The sequence below is a fragment of the Roseomonas mucosa ATCC BAA-692 genome (assembly GCF_000622225.1).
Classification (GTDB): domain Bacteria; phylum Pseudomonadota; class Alphaproteobacteria; order Acetobacterales; family Acetobacteraceae; genus Roseomonas; species Roseomonas mucosa.
In genome coordinates, this window is the sequence record NZ_JHWD01000010.1 from 103031 (window position 1) to 120083 (window position 17053).

Annotated in this window: 13 protein-coding genes and 2 tRNA genes; 6 read left to right on the top strand and 9 right to left on the bottom strand. The window is 70.3% G+C overall.

The genetic code is table 11. The features are described from left to right. Nucleotides 1–23 precede the first annotated feature (23 nt). The 8 genes from rpoN to BT98_RS0112405 form a co-directional block, all read right to left on the bottom strand. Entirely contained in the window at nucleotides 24–1472 is a 1449-nt protein-coding gene (gene rpoN, locus BT98_RS0112370) for an RNA polymerase factor sigma-54 (RefSeq protein WP_019461419.1), read from the bottom strand. After that, the gene (lptB, locus tag BT98_RS0112375) at nucleotides 1472–2245 is read right to left on the bottom strand and encodes an LPS export ABC transporter ATP-binding protein (protein ID WP_019461420.1); all 774 of its coding nucleotides are present in this window, start codon (nucleotides 2243–2245) and stop codon (nucleotides 1472–1474) included. Before lptB ends, rpoN begins: the two co-directional genes overlap by 1 nt. Beyond that, complete coding sequence (locus BT98_RS0112380; RefSeq protein WP_019461421.1) at nucleotides 2242–3291, bottom strand: LptA/OstA family protein; 1050 nt, start codon at nucleotides 3289–3291, stop codon at nucleotides 2242–2244. The genes lptB and BT98_RS0112380 overlap by 4 nt, the downstream gene beginning before the upstream one ends. Next, entirely contained in the window at nucleotides 3288–3914 is a 627-nt protein-coding gene (gene lptC, locus BT98_RS0112385; RefSeq protein WP_019461422.1) for an LPS export ABC transporter periplasmic protein LptC, read from the bottom strand. Before lptC ends, BT98_RS0112380 begins: the two co-directional genes overlap by 4 nt. A gap of 68 nt (nucleotides 3915–3982) precedes the next feature. Continuing rightward, on the bottom strand, nucleotides 3983–4969 hold the full coding sequence (locus BT98_RS0112390; protein ID WP_026033247.1) for a KpsF/GutQ family sugar-phosphate isomerase: 987 nt from the start codon (nucleotides 4967–4969) through the stop codon (nucleotides 3983–3985). A gap of 98 nt (nucleotides 4970–5067) precedes the next feature. Beyond that, a complete protein-coding gene (locus BT98_RS0112395) occupies nucleotides 5068–5721 on the bottom strand; it encodes a ribonuclease D (RefSeq protein WP_019461424.1) in 654 nt (217 codons plus the stop codon). A gap of 147 nt (nucleotides 5722–5868) precedes the next feature. Continuing rightward, nucleotides 5869–5955, bottom strand: a tRNA-Leu gene (locus tag BT98_RS0112400). A gap of 65 nt (nucleotides 5956–6020) precedes the next feature. After that, a tRNA-Leu gene (locus BT98_RS0112405) sits at nucleotides 6021–6107 on the bottom strand. A gap of 165 nt (nucleotides 6108–6272) precedes the next feature. Between BT98_RS0112405 and BT98_RS0112410 the strand changes: the two genes are divergently transcribed. From BT98_RS0112410 to BT98_RS0112430, 5 genes are all read left to right on the top strand, one after another. Next, nucleotides 6273–7199 (top strand): complex I NDUFA9 subunit family protein, encoded by a 927-nt coding sequence (locus BT98_RS0112410; protein WP_019461425.1) that lies wholly within the window; start codon nucleotides 6273–6275, stop codon nucleotides 7197–7199. 208 nt (nucleotides 7200–7407) lie between these two features. Next, on the top strand, nucleotides 7408–8847 hold the full coding sequence (locus BT98_RS0112415; protein ID WP_019461426.1) for an NAD(P)-dependent oxidoreductase: 1440 nt from the start codon (nucleotides 7408–7410) through the stop codon (nucleotides 8845–8847). 23 nt (nucleotides 8848–8870) lie between these two features. Then, nucleotides 8871–13412 carry a glutamate synthase large subunit gene (gltB, locus tag BT98_RS0112420; protein ID WP_019461427.1) on the top strand — a complete coding sequence of 1514 codons (4542 nt, stop codon included), beginning with the start codon at nucleotides 8871–8873 and terminating at the stop codon, nucleotides 13410–13412. A 165-nt stretch (nucleotides 13413–13577) separates the two neighbouring features. Next, nucleotides 13578–14246, top strand: coding sequence for an FtsZ-binding protein FzlA (gene fzlA, locus BT98_RS0112425; RefSeq protein WP_019461428.1), 669 nt, complete (start codon nucleotides 13578–13580; stop codon nucleotides 14244–14246). A gap of 110 nt (nucleotides 14247–14356) precedes the next feature. Continuing rightward, nucleotides 14357–15154: an SDR family NAD(P)-dependent oxidoreductase gene (locus tag BT98_RS0112430; RefSeq protein WP_019461429.1), complete on the top strand. Its 798-nt coding sequence runs from the start codon at nucleotides 14357–14359 to the stop codon at nucleotides 15152–15154. 1 nt (nucleotide 15155) lies between these two features. On the opposite strand, the gene BT98_RS0112435 is transcribed toward BT98_RS0112430, so the two are convergent. Next, nucleotides 15156–15992, bottom strand: coding sequence for a tetratricopeptide repeat protein (locus BT98_RS0112435; RefSeq protein ID WP_019461430.1), 837 nt, complete (start codon nucleotides 15990–15992; stop codon nucleotides 15156–15158). A gap of 133 nt (nucleotides 15993–16125) precedes the next feature. On the opposite strand from BT98_RS0112435, the gene BT98_RS0112440 reads away from it, so the two are divergent. Beyond that, nucleotides 16126–17046 carry a Rossmann-fold NAD(P)-binding domain-containing protein gene (locus BT98_RS0112440; protein WP_019461431.1) on the top strand — a complete coding sequence of 307 codons (921 nt, stop codon included), beginning with the start codon at nucleotides 16126–16128 and terminating at the stop codon, nucleotides 17044–17046. Nucleotides 17047–17053 lie beyond the last annotated feature (7 nt).

A 17053-nucleotide genomic window follows, 5' to 3' on the forward strand; every position in this document is an offset into this window, starting at 1 on the left:
CAGGAGGACCCGTCCCGGCGCGTTCAGAAGGCCGGGACGGCCTTTTCCCGCTTGCGTTGCACCGAACTGGGTATGCGCAACGCGTCCCGGTATTTGGCCACGGTTCTGCGGGCGATGTCCACCCCTTCCGCGCGCAGCCGGTCCACGATCGCGTCATCGGAAAGGATCTCCTCCGGATGCTCCGCATCGATCATGCCGCGGATGCGGTGGCGGATCGCCTCGGCCGAAAAGGTTTCCCCGGCGGTGCCGGCAATCGCGGTGGTGAAGAAGAACTTCAGCTCGAAGCTGCCGCGCGGCGTCGCGATGTACTTGTTGGCGGTGACGCGGGAGACTGTGCTCTCGTGCATCTCCACCGCCTCCGCAACGTCGCGCAGGATCAGGGGGCGGAGATGCGTGATGCCGTGGCGGAAGAAGGCGTCCTGCCGCCGCACGATCTCGGCCGCGACCTTCAGGATGGTGTTGGCCCGCTGCTCCAGCGACTTCACCAGCCAGTTGGCGCTCTGCAGCCGCTCCGCCAGATAGGCGCGTTCCTCCCTGTTGCGGGCGGCGGTATGGGCCTGGGCGTGGAAGCCGCGGTTGACGAGGATGCGTGGCAGGGTCTCGGGATTCAGCTCCAGCACCCAGCCTTCGTCCGGTGCGCGGCGCATCAGCACATCCGGCACCAGGGTGGGGGCCGGGGTGTCGTCATAGGCGGCACCGGGCTTGGGATCGAGGCGGCGGATCTCCGCGACCATCTCGGCGAGATCGGCGGCATCGACGCCGCAGACCCGGATCAGCGCGCCCAGGTCGCGCCGTGCCAGCAGTTCCAGGTTGTCCAGCAGCGCCTGCATCGCGGGATCGAGCCGGTTCTTCTCCGCGAGCTGCGCCGCGAGGCATTCCGCGAGGCTGTGGCAGAAGAGTCCGACCGGCTCGAAGCGCTGCATGCGGCGGCGCACCATGGCCACCGTCTCCTCGGCGCAGCCCATCGCCGCGGCGATGGCGGCGTCGGCGGCCAGCATCCGCCCGGCAGGGTCGAGCAGCGCGATGAGCTGCCCGGCGATCAACCGCTCCGCCGCATCGCCGAAGGTCAGCCGCGCCTGCTCCGCCAGCTCCTCCCGCAGCGAACGCGGGTGTTCGCGCGCCAACTCGTCGATGCTGCGCTCGTCATCCTCGAAGCCGGACGCCTGGCCGCGCACCGGCCCCGGCAACTCCGTGGCCTCGTAGAGATTCTGCGTGTCGTGCAGGTCGATATGCACATCCGCCGTGGCGGACGGGAAATCCACCGGCGGCACAGCCGCCTCGGGTTCCGGCGCCGGCGCGGATTCCGTCTCGTCCCGCTCCAGCAGCGGGTTACGCTCCAGCTCCTCCTCGACAAAGGCCACGACCTCGAGATTGGAGGACTGCAGCAGCTTGATCGCCTGGCGAAGCTGCGGCGTCATCACCAGGGACTGGGAGTGCCGCAGGTCCAGACGTGGGCCGAGGGAGAAGCTCATCAGAGGCTGAAGCGCTCTCCGAGATAGACGCGGCGCACGCCCTCATGCTCCACGATGTCGCGCGGGCTGCCTTCCATCAGCACCTGCCCGTCATGCAGGATGTAGGCGCGGTCGATGATCTCCAGCGTCTCGCGCACGTTGTGGTCGGTGATCAGCACGCCGATCCCGCGATCCTTCAGGTGCTTCACGAGGTCGCGGATCTCGCCCACCGCGATCGGGTCGATGCCGGCCAGCGGCTCGTCCAACAGGATGTAGTCGGGATGCGTGGCCAGCGCGCGGGCGATCTCGCAACGCCGCCGCTCGCCGCCCGACAGCGCCAGCGCGGGGGCGCGGCGCAGGTGGGAGATGCCGAATTCCGCCAGCAGCGCATCGAGCATCTCCTCGCGCCGGTCGCGCTTGGGCTCCACCACCTCCAGCGCCGCGCGGATGTTGTCCTCCACCGACAGGCCGCGGAAGATCGAGGCCTCCTGCGGCAGGTAGCCCAGGCCGAGCCGCGCCCGCCGGTACATCGGCAGCAGCGTCACGTCATGGCCGTCGAGGAAGACCTGCCCCTCGTCCGGCCGCACCAGCCCGGTCATCATGTAGAAGGTCGTGGTCTTGCCGGCGCCGTTCGGCCCCAGCAGCCCCACCGCCTCGCCACGCTTGAGGTTGATCGAGACGCCGCGCACCACAGGGCGCTTCTTGTAGCGCTTGCCCAGGCCCTTCGCGACCAGCCCACCCTGATCCGGCACCAGTCGCAACCCCTCGCTGTTGTCCATCCGCGCCGCGCTCATCGTCCACGTCCCTGCGGCTGTCCGGGCTGGGCACCGCCCTGGGTGTTCCCCTGCCCCCCCGGCTGGTCGCCGGACTGGGGCACCACAAGGCCCTGGACCCGGGCACCGGGCGCGGAAACGAGGCGGGCGAGGCCGCTGCGCATGTCCACGATCGCTTCCGACCCGTTCAGCTGGTTCTGTCCGCGCGTGATGCGGACGTTGCCGAGCAGGCGGGCGATGCCGGTGACGGGGCTGTACACGCCACGGTCGCCGCGCACGACCTCCTGTTCCGTGCGGATCTCGACATTGCCGAAGACCTCCACGCGGTCGAGCTTCGAGCCCTCGCCCGGTGCCCGGCGCGGCTGGGCGGCGCCCCGGTTGCCCCCTTGCGGCGCGGCGCGGGCCGGGGCGGCGGCGGGAGTGGCGGCGGGCGCCTGCTCCAGGAAATAGCCGACCAGCGTGTCGGCGGCGATGCGGCGGTTGTCGCTGGTCACCACGCTCGCCGCGCCGCGCGCCACCGCCATGCGCTTCTGCGGCCAGTATTCCAGGCTGTCGCGGGCGGTGATGGTGTCGTCCGGCGTGGTCAGGCGCAGGTTGCGGCCGGTGAGGACCATGACCGCCTGGTCCATGTCATAGACGCCGCGGTCGCCCTGGGCGTGGTCGGTCTCCGTCTCGATATGGACGTTGCCCTCGGCTTCCAGCCGCCAGATCTCGCCGTTGGAGGCCGGGCTGTCGCCGCCGGGCTCCGCCGCCGGGGCGGGCGCGGCGCCGTCGCCATTCGCCTGTCCCGCGCGGTTGCGGTAGCGCGCGACCAGCCGGTCCGCCGTGAGCGTCACGCCGTCGCGCACCGCCTTGGCATTGCCGGTGGCGATGACGACCTGCTCCGCCTGCCGCCATTCGATGCCGTTGGTGGAGGTGACCTCGACCGGGCCGCCCTTGGTCATGTCCACCGGCTGCGCCCGGGCGCCAGGCGAAGCCAGGCCCCCGAGCAGGACCGCGAGGGCGAGGGATGACGGCAGGCCGACCCGGCGCGGGCGCCGTGCGGCGATGGGAGGCAGGGGGGTCACTGGTTGCCCTCCAGCATGGCGTGGGTGTTGCCGGTGAAGGTGATGTCCGCCCCCTTGTCCTTGAGGATGAACCCGTCGCCGGTCAGCGTGCCGAAGGAGCCCTGCGCCGCCACGGGGCGGTCTCCTGCGGCTTCGCCGAGCTTGAGCTGGATATGCGCGACCTCGGTCTTCAGGGTCGTGCCGTTGTCGTTCCAGAGAGTCACGTTCCCCCAGAGGTCCAGAAGGTCCTTGGCCTTGTCGTAGCGGCCGCTGTCGGATTCGAGCAGCACCCATCCGCCGCCGCTCAGCATCAGGTCGGCGCGCGGCTTCTCCAGCATGATCGGCGCGTCCTGCGCGGTCTGGGTGGCGTCGGCGGCGGTGACGTTGAAGGGCCGGTTCTGCGAATCGACGCCCTGGTAGCGCGGCTGCACCACGCGGATCGTGTCGGCGGCGTTCTGCGCGATGCGGCGGAAGGACAGGCGCGCCTGGTCGGTGGTGCGGTCGATCTCCGGCCACAGGGCGATGGCCGCCAGCAACGACAGCGCGCCGAGGGGCAGCAGGAACTTCGCCGCCCGCACCGACCAGCGCCGGCGCAGCATGGCGCCGCGCGAGTAGTGGCGACGGGCCCGGGAGGGCAGCAGCATGTCGTGAGCCTCCCGCTCCCCGCCCCCCGGGACGGGCGGCGGGGGCTTGGGCTTGCCGGCGGCGCCGCTCAAGCGACCCCCAGCCGCAGCAGGTCGTGGATGTGCAGGATGCCGCCGGGGCGGCCGTCCGGCTCCACCACGAAGAGGCTGGTGATGCTGCGCTCGTTCATGATCCGCAGCGCCTCGGCCGCCAGGGCATCCGGCCCGATGGTGCGCGGGCCGCGGGTCATCACCTCGGCGGCGGTGCGGTCCAGCAGGCTGCCGGGATGGGCGTCCTCCGCCTTGGCATCCAGGGCGCGGCGCAGGTCGCCATCGGTGATGATCCCGACCAGGCGGCCATCCTCGACAATGCCCAGGCAGCCGAAGCGCTTGGCGGTCATGTCCACCAGCGCCTGGCGCATCGGCAGGCCGGGCGGGGCCAGGGGCATGTCCGGGTGCATCACCTCCCGCACCCGGCGAAGCTGGGCGCCCAGCTTGCCGCCGGGGTGGAAGACGCGGAAGTCGGCGGCGGTGAAGCCCCGCCGTTCCAGCAGCGCCACCGCGAGCGCGTCGCCCAGGGCGAGCTGCAGCGTGGTGGAGGTGGTGGGGGCGAGGCCGAGCGGGCAGGCCTCCGGCACCGGCGGGAGGACCAGCGCGACATCGGCGGTCCGGGCCAGGGTGCTTTCGGCCCGGCCTGTGATGGCGATCAGCGGCAGGCCGAAGCGGCGGCTATGGGCCAGCACGTCGGACAGCTCGGCGGTTTCCCCGCCATTGGAGATGGCGAGCACCGAATCCCCGGCCACGACCATGCCCAGATCCCCGTGCGAGGCCTCGGCCGGATGCACGAACTGGCTGGGCGTGCCGGTGGAGGCGAAGGTCGCGGCGATCTTGCGCCCGACATGGCCGGACTTGCCCATGCCCGTCACCACCACGCGGCCCGTGGTGCGGGCGAGCAGGGCGACGGCATCGCGGAAACGTTGGTCGAGCGACGAGGCGAGGGCGGAAAGGCCCGCCGCCTCGATCTCCAGCACGCGGCGTCCCGCGGCGAGGTCCGGATCTTGGAAAGAGGCGTTCACCGGCCCGTTATGGTGCCCCGGCGCCAAGCGGTCAACGCGGAGTCACTTTCCGCATCAAGAATCGTGCCAGTCGCCGCCGCCGGACTGGACCCCGCTCCTCAGTGCGCGAAGATATCGGGCTCCGCATAGCCCATCAGGTCCAGCCGCCCCCGGGTGGGCAGAAAGCGGAAGCAGGCCTCCGCCAGGTCCAGGCGCCCCTCACGGATCAGCAGGGCCTCCAGCCGCGCCCACAAGGCGTGCAGGTACAGCACATCCGAGGCAGCGTACTGCAACTGCTCCGTGCTGAGTTCCGCCGCCCCCCAGTCGCTGGACTGCTGCTGCTTCGAGATCTCCACCCCCAGCAGCTCCCGGCACAGTTCCTTGAGCCCGTGGCGGTCGGTGAAGGTGCGCACGAGGCGGGAGGCGATCTTGGTGCAGCGCACCGGCGCGACCTCCACCCCCAGCGCGGCCTGGAGGATGGCGACATCGAAGCGGGCGAAGTGGAACAGCTTGATTCGCGCCGGGTCGGCCAGCAGGGCACGCAGGTTGGGGCAGTCACCGCCCCGGCCGCCCAGGGCTTCAGGAACGATCTGCACGCAATGGGCCGAGCCGTCCCCGGCGGAGAGCTGCACCAGGCAGAGGCGGTCGCGCCGGGGGTCGAGGCCCATCGTCTCCGTATCCACCGCCACCACGGGCCCGAGGTCGAGGTCGGGCGGCAGGTCGTGCCGGTGCAGGTGGATCCGGCGGTCGGACATGAAGATGGTGTTTCCCATGGGTGCGGGCCTCGGCGGCAGTCGGATTCCGGCCGGCGCGTTCGTCCGGCAGCCTGGAGGAAGAGCCGGCCCCTGGCGAGCGGAACCGTACGGGCTGGGGCGGCGTCACCGCGGCATGGGGGAGGGGGCTGGATCGGGCGGGAGACGTGGTGCCCAGGAAAGGACTCGAACCTTCACAACCTTGCGGTCACTGGCACCTGAAGCCAGCGCGTCTACCAATTCCGCCACCTGGGCAGGTGACCTCGATCCTCTCAGTCTCCCGCCGGAACCGGATCTTCGATCCGGCGGGTCAGCAACCATGGTGCCCAGGAAAGGACTCGAACCTTCACAACCTTGCGGTCACTGGCACCTGAAGCCAGCGCGTCTACCAATTCCGCCACCTGGGCAATTCGGTGCGGTGTGGCGCCGCTCTTACGGTCCCGTGACCATGGCGTCAAGCGGGGGAAGGACGCTTTCGGCACCCTCCCGGGAGCCTGCCGCGCGGAGCCCGTCCTTGCCTCCGCCCGGGGCGTTCCATCTCTCTTAAGGAACGCAAACAAGAAGGAGCCGGCATGACGACGCGACGGGTGGCCACGGTGTTCGGCGGGGCGGGTTTCATCGGGCGGCATGTCGTCCAGCGCCTGGCGCAACTCGACTATGTGGTGCGGATTCCCAGCCGGCATCCCGACCGTGCCCGGCGGCAGATGGTGCAGGGCCGGGTGGGGCAGGTCGTGCCCCTGTCCGTCCCGCTGTCCGACGATGCCGCCGTGGCGCGCGCCGTCACGGGTGCCGAGGTGGTGGTGAACCTGATCGGCATCCTGGCGGAACGCCGGGCCGGGGATTTCCGGCGCGTGCATGCGGAGGCGGCCGGGCGGATCGCGCGGCTGAGCGCGGCGGCGGGCGTGTCCCGGCTGGTACAGGTCTCGGCCATCGGGGCGGACCCCAACAGCGCCAGCGCCTATGCCCGCTCCAAGGCGGAAGGGGAGGCGGCAGTACGGGCGGCCTTTCCGCGGGCGACGATCCTGCGGCCCTCGATCGTCTTCGGGGCGGAGGACGCGTTCTTCAACCGCTTCGCCGCGATGAGCCGGCTGCTGCCCATCCTGCCGCTGGTAGGCGCGCGGACGCGGTTCCAGCCCGTCTATGTCGGGGACGTGGCCGCGGCCGTCGAAGCGGCGGTGACGCGGCCCGATGCGCCGGGACAGACCTACGAGCTCGGCGGCCCGCGCGTGGCCAGCTTCCAGTCACTGATGGAGCAGATGCTGGAGATGCTGGGCCGCCGCCGCCCCGTGGTGGAGATCCCGGCCGGGATCGCGAAGCTGCAGGCGAAGATCCTGGGCCACCTGCCCAACCCGCCATTGACGGAGGACCAGTTGTTGCTTCTGCGGCACGACAATATCGTGTCGGGACACTGTCCGGGGCTGGTGGAACTCGGGGTGGCACCGCATCCGCTGGAAGCGATCCTGCCATCCTACCTCTCGCGCCACCGGCAGAAGGGCTGATTTCCGCGAAATGACCGAAGCGGACATAGTTTCCAGCATTCAAAGAGATTAATAATTACTTTCAACAAAGATTCCAGATTATTGGGTCAGATAGACTGACCTATTGGCCTTTTTTGCACTCGCACAGACGCGACGAGCGTGCCATAGGCTTGCCAAACCTCCTTTAATGATCCGGTCCGACGCCCGGCCGCTTGCAGAGGGATCAACGATGGCCGAACGCATGCTTCAGTTCGTGCGCCTGCAGCAAAGGCAGCCCGAAAAGCGCGATGCCGCCGAGCGGCGTCGGGATTTCGGCGAGATCTACGCGGATTTCGATCCGGAGCGCGCTTCGCAGCAATCCAGCCGCTGCTCCCAGTGCGGCGTGCCCTTCTGTTCCGTGCACTGCCCGCTGAACAACAACATCCCCGACTGGCTGAAGCTGACGGCGGAGAACCGGCTGGAGGAGGCCTACGAGGTTTCCGCCGCCACCAACACCTTCCCCGAGGTCTGCGGCCGCGTCTGCCCGCAGGACCGGCTCTGCGAAGGCAACTGCGTCATCGAGAAGGGCTTCGAGTCCGTCACGATCGGCGCGGTGGAGCGCTACATCACCGACACCGCCTGGGAGAAGGGCTGGGTGAAGCCGCCAGTCCCGGCGCGGGAAACGGAACGCTCGGTCGGCATCGTCGGCGCTGGCCCGGCCGGCCTCGCGGCCGCCGAGCGGATGCGCCGCCGCGGCTGGCAGGTCACCGTCTATGACCGGCACGACCGGGTCGGCGGGCTGATGATCTACGGCATCCCGAACTTCAAGCTGGAGAAGGAGGTCATCCTCCGCCGCTGGAAACTGTTCGAGGAGGCCGGCATCCGCTTCGAGCTGGGCTTCGAGATCGGCCGCGACGCCTCGCTGGCGGAACTGCGCGACCGCCACGACGCGATCCTGATCGCCACCGGCGTGTACCGGGCGCGCGACGTGGAGGTGCCGGGCAACGACCTGAACGGCGTGGTGCGGGCGCTGGACTTCCTGATCGCCTCCAACCGCCAGGGACTGGGCGATGCGGTGCCGGAATTCGACAGCGGCGCGCTGAACGCCGCCGGCAAGCGGGTGGTGGTGATCGGCGGCGGCGACACCGCCATGGACTGCGTCCGCACCTCCATCCGCCAGGGCGCCGCCTCGGTCACCTGCCTCTACCGCCGCGACAAGGCGAACATGCCGGGCTCGATGCGCGAGGTGAAGAATGCCGAGGAGGAGGGCGTGCGCTTCTCCTGGCTCGCCGCGCCGAAGTTCTTCCTGGGCGAGGCCGGCACGGTGACCGGCGTGCAGGCGGTGCGCATGCATCTGGGCCTGCCCGAGGCCACCGGCCGCCAGCAGGTCGAGCCCATCCCGGGCAGCGAGTACACCGAGCCGGCGGACCTGGTGATCAAGGCACTGGGCTTCGACCCGGAGGACCTGCCGGAGATGTTCGGCGAGCCCGGGCTGCGCGTGTCCCGCTGGGGCACGCTGCAGGTGGACCACCGCACGATGATGACCAGCATCCCCGGCGTCTTCGCCGCGGGCGACATCGTGCGCGGCGCCAGCCTGGTGGTCTGGGGCATCCGCGACGGGCGCGACGCCGCCGACCGGATCGAGCACTGGCACGAGAAGCAGTCGGCCGTCGCCCAGGCGGCGGAGTGAGGGGCGGGGAAGGGATCGGGACGATGAGCGAGAAGATGATCGAGAGCGGCTCCGCCTTCGCCGCCGCCTATCCGGTGGAGGCCGCGCGCCTGACGCAGGCGGCGCATGTCGATGTCACCGAGCACGACGCCTGCGGCGTCGGCATGGTCGCCGCGCTGGACGGCGTGGCGCGGCGGGAGGTGGTGCAGGCCGGCATCGACGCGCTGCGCGCCGTCTGGCACCGCGGCGCGGTGGATGCGGACGGCAAGACCGGCGACGGCGCCGGCATCCATATCGAGATCCCGCAGGACTTCTTCGCCGAGGCGGTGGAGCGGGGCGGCGACCGGCTGCGCCCGGGCCCCATCGGCGTCGGCATGGTCTTCCTGCCCAAGACGGATTTCGGCGCGCAGGAGCGCTGCCGCCAGATCGTCGAGGTCGAGATCCTGAACGCCGGCTACAACATCTATGGCTGGCGGCAGGTGCCGATCGACGTCTCCTGCATCGGCGAGAAGGCCAATGCGACGCGCCCCGAGATCGAGCAGATCCTGATCTGGGACCCGGAGAACCGCGAGCCAGCGCTGATGGAGCGCGACCTCTACGTGATCCGCCGCCGCATCGAGAAGCAGGCCATCGCGGCCCAGGTGCCGGAGCTGTACCTGTGCTCGCTCTCCTGCCGCTCGCTGATCTACAAGGGCATGTTCCTGGCGGAGAGCCTGACGCAGTTCTACCCGGACCTGCTGGACGAGCGCTTCGTCTCGCGCTTCGCCATCTTCCACCAGCGCTACTCCACCAACACCTTCCCGACCTGGCGGCTGGCGCAGCCCTTCCGCATGATCGCGCATAACGGCGAGATCAACACCGTCCACGGCAACATCAACTGGATGAAGAGCCACGAGACGCGGCTCGCCCATCCGCTGCTCGACCCGTACATGGAGGACATCAAGCCGGTCGTGCAGGCCGGCGGTTCCGACACGGCGACGCTCGACAACGTCTTCGAGCTGCTGGTCCGGGCCGGGCGCGACGCGCCGATGGTGAAGTCCATGCTGATCCCCGAAAGCGTCAGCAGCAACGCCACCATGCCGGAGGCGCATCGCGACCTGTTCCTCTACTGCAACGCGGTGATGGAGCCCTGGGACGGGCCGGCCGCGGTCTGCGGCACGGACGGGCGCTGGGTGGTGGCCGGGCTGGACCGCAACGGGCTGCGCCCGCTGCGCTACACGGTGACGTCGGACAAGCTGCTCTTCGTCGGCTCCGAGACGGGCATGGTGAAGATCCCCGACGACCGGGTGATGGCCAAGGGCCGCGTCGGCCCCGGCCAGTGCATCGGCGTCGATCTCGACCATGCGAGGTTCTTCAGCGATGCCGAGATGAAGGACATGCTGGCCGCCCGCAAGCCCTTCGGCGAGTGGGTCAGCCGCACCACCCGCATCGACGGCATCGTGCGCGCCGACCAGCATGAGCCTGAGGCCCCGCCGGTGGAGGCGCTGCGCCGCCGCCAGCTCTCGGTCGGCTACACGCTGGAGGAGCTGGAGCAGATCCTGCACCCGATGGTGGAGGATGCCGCCGAGGCGATCGGCTCGATGGGCGACGACACGCCCGTGGCGGTGCTGTCGCAGCAGTATCGCGGCCTGCACCACTACTTCCGGCAAACCTTCTCGCAGGTCACCAACCCGCCGATCGACAGCCTGCGCGAAACGCGGGTGATGACGATCAAGACGCGCCTCGGCAACCTGGGCAACATCCTCGACGAGGATCCGACCCAGCTCGACATGCTGATGCTGGACAGCCCCGTGCTGTCCAATGCCGAGTTCGACGCGATGCGGGCCTATATGGGCACCAGTGCCACCTCGGTGGACTGCACCTTCCCGGCGGCGGAAGGGGAGGCGGGCCTGCGCCACGCCATCGACCGCATCCGGCGCGAGGCGGAGGAGGGCGTGCGCTCCGGCTGCGCCCATGTGATCCTGACCGACGAGGCCCAGGGGCCGGACCGCTGCGTGATCCCGATGATCCTGGCGGTCGGCGCGGTGCACACGCATCTGGTGCGCAACTCGCTGCGGACCTTCTGCTCGCTGAACGTGCGCTCGGCCGAATGCGTGGACGTGCACAACTTCGCCGTGCTGATCGGCGCCGGCGCCACCACGGTGAACGCCTATCTGGCGCAGGACAGCATCGCCGACCGGCACCGCCGCGGCCTGCTGGGCGAGCTCAGCCTGACCGACTGCGTGGCGCGCTACCGCAAGGCGGTGGACAAGGGCCTGCTGAAGATCATGTCCAAGATGGGCATCGGCGTGCTCTCCTCCTACCGCGGCGGCATGAACTTCGAGGCCATCGGGCTGTCGCGCTCGCTGGTGGCGGAATTCTTCCCCGGCATGCAGTCGCGCATCTCGGGCATCGGCCTGTCCGGCATCGCCCGGCGCATCCTGGCGCTGCACAGGACAGCCTGGAACGCCGATGCGGTGACGCTGCCGGTGGGCGGGCTCTACAAGCTGCGCCGCCGGGGCGAGGCCCATGCCTTCGACGGCTCCCTGATCCACACCTTGCAGAAGGCGGTGGACACGGAGAACTACCAGACCTTCAAGCGCTACAGCGAGGCGGTGCGGCGCCTGCCGCCGGTCGCGCTGCGCGACCTGCTGGACTTCCGCACCGATGTCGCGAAGCCGGTCGCGCTGGAGGAGGTCGAGAGCGTCACCGAGATCCGCAAGCGCCTGCTGGCGCCCGGCATCTCCCTCGGCGCGCTGAGCCTGGAGGCGCACGAGACGCTCTCCATCGCCATGAACCGCATCGGGGCGCGCTCCGACAGCGGGGAGGGCGGCGAGGACGCCTCCCGCGCCAGGCCGCGCGCCAATGGCGACAACGCCTCCTCGGCGATCAAGCAGGTGGCCTCCGGGCGCTTCGGCGTCACGGCGGAATACCTGAACAACTGCCGCGAGATCGAGATCAAGGTGGCCCAGGGCGCCAAGCCGGGCGAGGGCGGGCAGCTCCCGGGCTTCAAGGTGACGGAGCTGATCGGCAGGCTGCGGCATTCCACGCCGGGCGTGACGCTGATCTCCCCGCCGCCGCACCACGACATCTACTCGATCGAGGATCTGGCGCAGCTCATCTACGACCTGAAGCAGATCAACCCGGATGCCTCGGTCTGCGTGAAGCTGGTGGCGCGTTCGGGCATCGGCACCATCGCGGCGGGCGTGGCCAAGGCCAAGGCGGATGCGATCCTGGTCTCCGGCCATTCCGGCGGCACCGGGGCCTCGCCGGTCACCTCGATCAAGTATGCCGGCCTGCCTTGGGAGATGGGGCTGACCGAGACGCACCAGGTGCTCCAGCTCAACCGGCTGCGCCACCGGGTGAAGCTGCGCACCGATGGCGGGCTCAAGACCGGGCGCGACGTGGTGATGGCCGCCATGCTGGGCGCCGAGGAGTTCGGCATCGGCACGGCGAGCCTCGTGGCCATGGGCTGCATCATGGTGCGGCAGTGCCACAGCAACACCTGTCCGGTCGGCGTCTGCACGCAGGACGAGGCGCTGCGGGAGAAGTTCACCGGCACGCCGGAGAAGGTGATCAACCTCTTCTCCTTCATCGCGGAGGAGGTGCGCGAGATCCTGGCCTCGCTCGGCTTCCGCAAGCTGGAGGAGGTGATCGGCCGCACCGACCTGCTGAAGCAGGTCTCGCGCGGCGCCGAGGACCTCGACGACCTCGACCTGAACCCGCTGCTGGTGAAGGCCGATTCCGGCGGCGAGAAGCCCTACTGCACCATCGAGGGCCGCAACGATGTGCCGGAAACGCTGGACGCGGACATGATCCGCGACGCGATGCCGCTCTTCGAGCGTGGCGAGAAGATGCAGCTCCAGTACAACATCCGGAACACGCACCGCGCCATCGGCACCAAGACCTCCTCGCGCATCGTGCGGCAGTTCGGCATGACCGGGCTGCAGCCGGGGCACCTGACGGTGCGGCTGCGCGGCTCCGCCGGCCAGTCGCTCGGCGCCTTCGCGGTGCAGGGGCTGAAGCTGGAGGTTCGCGGCGACGCCAACGACTATGTCGGCAAGGGGCTGTCGGGCGGCACCATCGTGGTGCGGCCGGGCAACAACGTGAACCTCGTCTGGCACGAGAACAGCATCGTCGGGAACACCTGCCTCTACGGCGCGACGGCGGGCGAGCTCTATGCCGCGGGTCAGGCGGGCGAGCGCTTCGCCGTCCGCAATTCCGGCGCCACCACGGTGGTCGAGGGTGTCGGCGCCAATGGCTGCGAGTACATGACCGGCGGCACGGTGGTGATCCTCGGGCCCGTGGGCGACAATTTCGGCGCGGGCTTCACCGGCGGCATGGCCTTCGTCTGGGATGCGGATGCCACTTTCGAGCGCCGCCTGAACCCGGAGACGCTGCTCTGGGGGCGGCTGGAGTCGGCCCATTGGGAAGGCGTGCTGCGCGAAACCATCGCGCGCCATGCCAGGGAGACCGGCTCGCGCCTCGCGGCGCGGCTGCTCAACGACTGGGCGGTGGAGCGGAACGCCTTCTGGCACATCGTGCCGAAGGATTACGCGAAGCTCCTGTCGCGCCCGATGCGTGAGGTCGCGGCGGCGGCCGAATAGGCCGCCGGAACCGCGGTCCGGGGAGTCCTGGCGGGGCGGATCATGTCCGCCCCGTCATGCCGCCTTCATGCCCTGGCCGCGGGCGACAAGGCCGCCCGAATCAACAACGGTAAAACTCTGTTTAGACGGTTGGCGCCGCCGCCCTCCTGCCGTAATGGCAGCGTCGTGCGCGTCCTGTATCACCTTCCCCTCTCGCCCCATTGCCGCAAGGTCCGACTGGCCCTGGCGGAGAAGCGGATTCCCTTCGAGCTGCGGCTGGAGCGCGTCTGGGAACGCCGGCCGGAATTCCTCGACCTCAACCCCGCCGGCATGGTGCCGGTGCTGGAGGAGGAGAACGGGCTGGTCCTCGCGGATTCCTATGTGATCTGCGAGTACCTGGACGAGGCCTATCCCGAGACCCCGCTGCTTGGCCGCACCCATGCCGAACGCGCCGAGGTGCGCCGGCTGGTCGCCTGGTTCGACGGCAAGTTCAACGACGAGGTGACGCGCAACCTGCTCTACGAGAAGCAGTTCAAGCGCATGCTGCAGCGGGGCAACCCGGACGGGCCCGCCCTGCGCGCCGGCTACGCCAACATCAAGGGCCACCTGGAATATCTTGGCTGGCTGGCCGAGACGCGGAGCTGGCTGGCGGGCAGCAGCCTGTCGCTGGCGGACCTGACGGCGGCCGCGCACCTCTCGGCGCTGGACTACATCGGCGACGTGGACTGGACGCTCTCCGACGCCGCCAAGGACTGGTACGCGCGCATCAAGTCGCGCCCGTCCTTCCGCCCGATCCTGGCCGAGCGGATCAGCGGCGTGGCGCCACCGGAACATTACGACGACCTGGATTTCTGAGCGGCGCCAGCCGCCCGCGCTGAAAACCCCGTGACAGCGCCGGCGGCAGGGGCAACCGGCCCCGCCGCCGGACGTCTTGCCTTCCGCACAAGGCGGAAGGTGGCGGCACGATGGAACTCGGGATCAAGGATCGTGTCGCGGTCGTCACCGGCGGCGATTCCGGCATCGGGCTGGAAACGGCGCGCTTCCTGCTCCGCGACGGGGCGAAGGTCGTGCTGTCCGACAAGGACGCCGCCTCGCTGAAAAAGGCCGCGGCGGGGCTGTCCGGCGAGGTCCTCGCCATCGCCGCCGACCTGACGAAGCCGGAACAGGTGGAGGCCCTGGCAAAGGGCGCGCGGGAGCGTTTCGGGGCCGTGGACATCCTGGTGAACGCCGCCGGCATCACCGGCCCGACAGGCATCTTCCACGAACTCGGCGACGAGGACTGGCGCCTGGCGCTGGAGGTCGATTTCATGGCGGCGGTGCGGGTCTGCCGGGCCTTCATCCCCGCCATGGCGGAGCGGGGCTGGGGCCGGGTGGTGCTGATCGGCTCCGAGGATGCGGTGCAGCCCTATGCCGACGAACTGCCCTATTGCGCGGCCAAGGCGGCGATCCTGAACCTCACCAAGGGGCTCTCGAAGACCTATGCGAAGCAGGGTGTCCTCGTGAACAGCGTCTCCCCCGCCTATATCGAGACACCGATGACCGATGCCATGATGGAGAAGCGGGCCAGGAAGAACGGCACCTCCTTCGAGGAGGCTGTGCAGAGCTTCCTCAAGGAGGAGCGCCCCACCCTGGAACTCGCGCGCCGCGGCAGGCCGGAGGAGGTCGCGGCCGCCATCGCCTTCCTCTGCTCCGACCTCGCCAGCTTCGTGAACGGCGCGAACTACCGGGTGGATGGCGGCTCGGTCGCCACGGTCTCGACCTGAGCTAGCGCCGCTTCGGGCCCGCCTCGCTGAGCGCCAGGTTCTGCTGCGCCAGATCGGCGGCCGCACTGTCCGGGGCGGATTGGATCACGCTCTCCCAGTCTTCCCGCGCACCCTCCAGGTCCCCGTTCAACTGCCGCAGGATGCCGCGTTCCAGGAGTGCCTCGGCATTGTCGGACTCGATGGTCAGCGCCCGGTCGATGGCGTGGAGAGCCTCCTGCGGCAGGTCGAGATGGCGCAGGGCGGCGGCGCGAAAGACCCAGGCATCCGGGCGGTCCGGGTCCAGCTCCGTGGCCCGCGTGGCATCGGCCAGGGAATCGGCGTAGCGTCCGAGGCTGCCGGAGGCCAGGGCGCGGTCCACCAGCAGGTCGGCGCTGTCCGGAGCCAGGGCGAGGCCCAGGGTCGTGGCGGCATAGGCGCGGCTGGCATCGCCGATGGCCATCCAGGCCTGCCCCGCCTGCCCATAGAGCACGGCGCGGGCGGTGTTGTTGAACCCGGTTTGCCCGGCCAGCGCCTCCAGCCGGGGGCCGGCCCTCTCGCCATCGCCCAGGGCCAGCAGGGCCAGGGCCTGGCAATGGCGCGACCCGTTGCTTGTTCCGGCGCGGTCTTGCCAGGCCTCGGCGAAGGCCAGCGCCCCCTGCGGATCGTCGGGGATCTGGTCCAGGCAGCGAAGATATTCCGGGCTGTCGTCCAGGCGCGGCGATTCGGGCGGGAGGGGCAGCACCTCCTCCGTCAGGGGGACGGGCGGGCGGCGCAGGAAATGCCAGGCCCCTCCGGCCAGGGCGGCCAGGAGGGCGGCGGCAAAGGCGCCCATCAGCACGGGTCGGAGGGACAGGCTCATCCCCTCCATTCTAGAACAGATGACGAAAGGGCGGCATCGCCCGAAAGCGTGATTCTGCGGCAACGTCCTGCGGGCGGAACAGGGGCGGGGCGGACCTAGCCAGCAGCAGGGGAGCACGCCACATGCCGTCCCGATGGCATCCGACTCTTCCCCGAACCTGCTGATCCTGGGCCTGGGCTATGCCGGCGAGGCCATCGCGCAAGCCGCGCTGGCGCGCGGCCTCGCCGTCCGGGGCACCCATCGCCGCGTCCCGTCCGGAGCGGAGGCGGGGCGCGTGCCGGCGATCCCCTTCGATTCCGCCGGCCCGGCGATCGCCGCCGCGACGCATCTCCTGATCACCATCCCGCCCGGCGAGGAAGGCGACCCGGTGCTGGCGCGGCATGGCGAAGCGCTCCGCGCCGGGCTGGAGGCGGGGCTGCGCTGGGTCGGCTATTTTTCCACCACGGGCGTCTATGGCGATCGCGGCGGCGCCTGGGTGGACGAGGCGACACCGCCCGCGCCGGGGCAGCCGCGCTCCCGGCGGCGGCGGCAGGCGGAACTGGCCTGGGAGGCGGCCCTGGCCGGGCGGGCCTGGCTCGACCTGTTCCGCACGGGTGGGATCTACGGTCCCGGGCGCAGCGCGCTGGACGAGGTCCGCGCCGGAAAGGCACGGCGGGTGATCAGGCCTGGCCATGCCTTCGGCCGCATCCACCGCGGCGACATCGCCCGCGCGGTGCTGGCCGCGATGGAGACATGCCCGGCCCCGGCGCCGGGGGGCGGCGGCCCGCTGGAGACCGTTCCCAGGGTGCTGCACCTGGTGGATGACGGGCCGGCGGAACCGGCGCTGGTGGCGGAGGAGGCGGCCCGGCTGCTCGGCCTGCCGCCGCCGCCGGCCATCCCCTTCGATGAGGCCTGGGCGGGGATGTCGCCCATGGCAAGGTCCTTCTGGTCGGAGCACCGGCTCGTGGCCAATGCGCGGACCAAGGCGGCGCTCGGCCTGGAATGGCGCTATCCCAGCTATCGCGAGGGGCTGCGGCAGATCCTCGCGGAACAGGGTGACGGCCCGGAAGCGTGACGGCGGC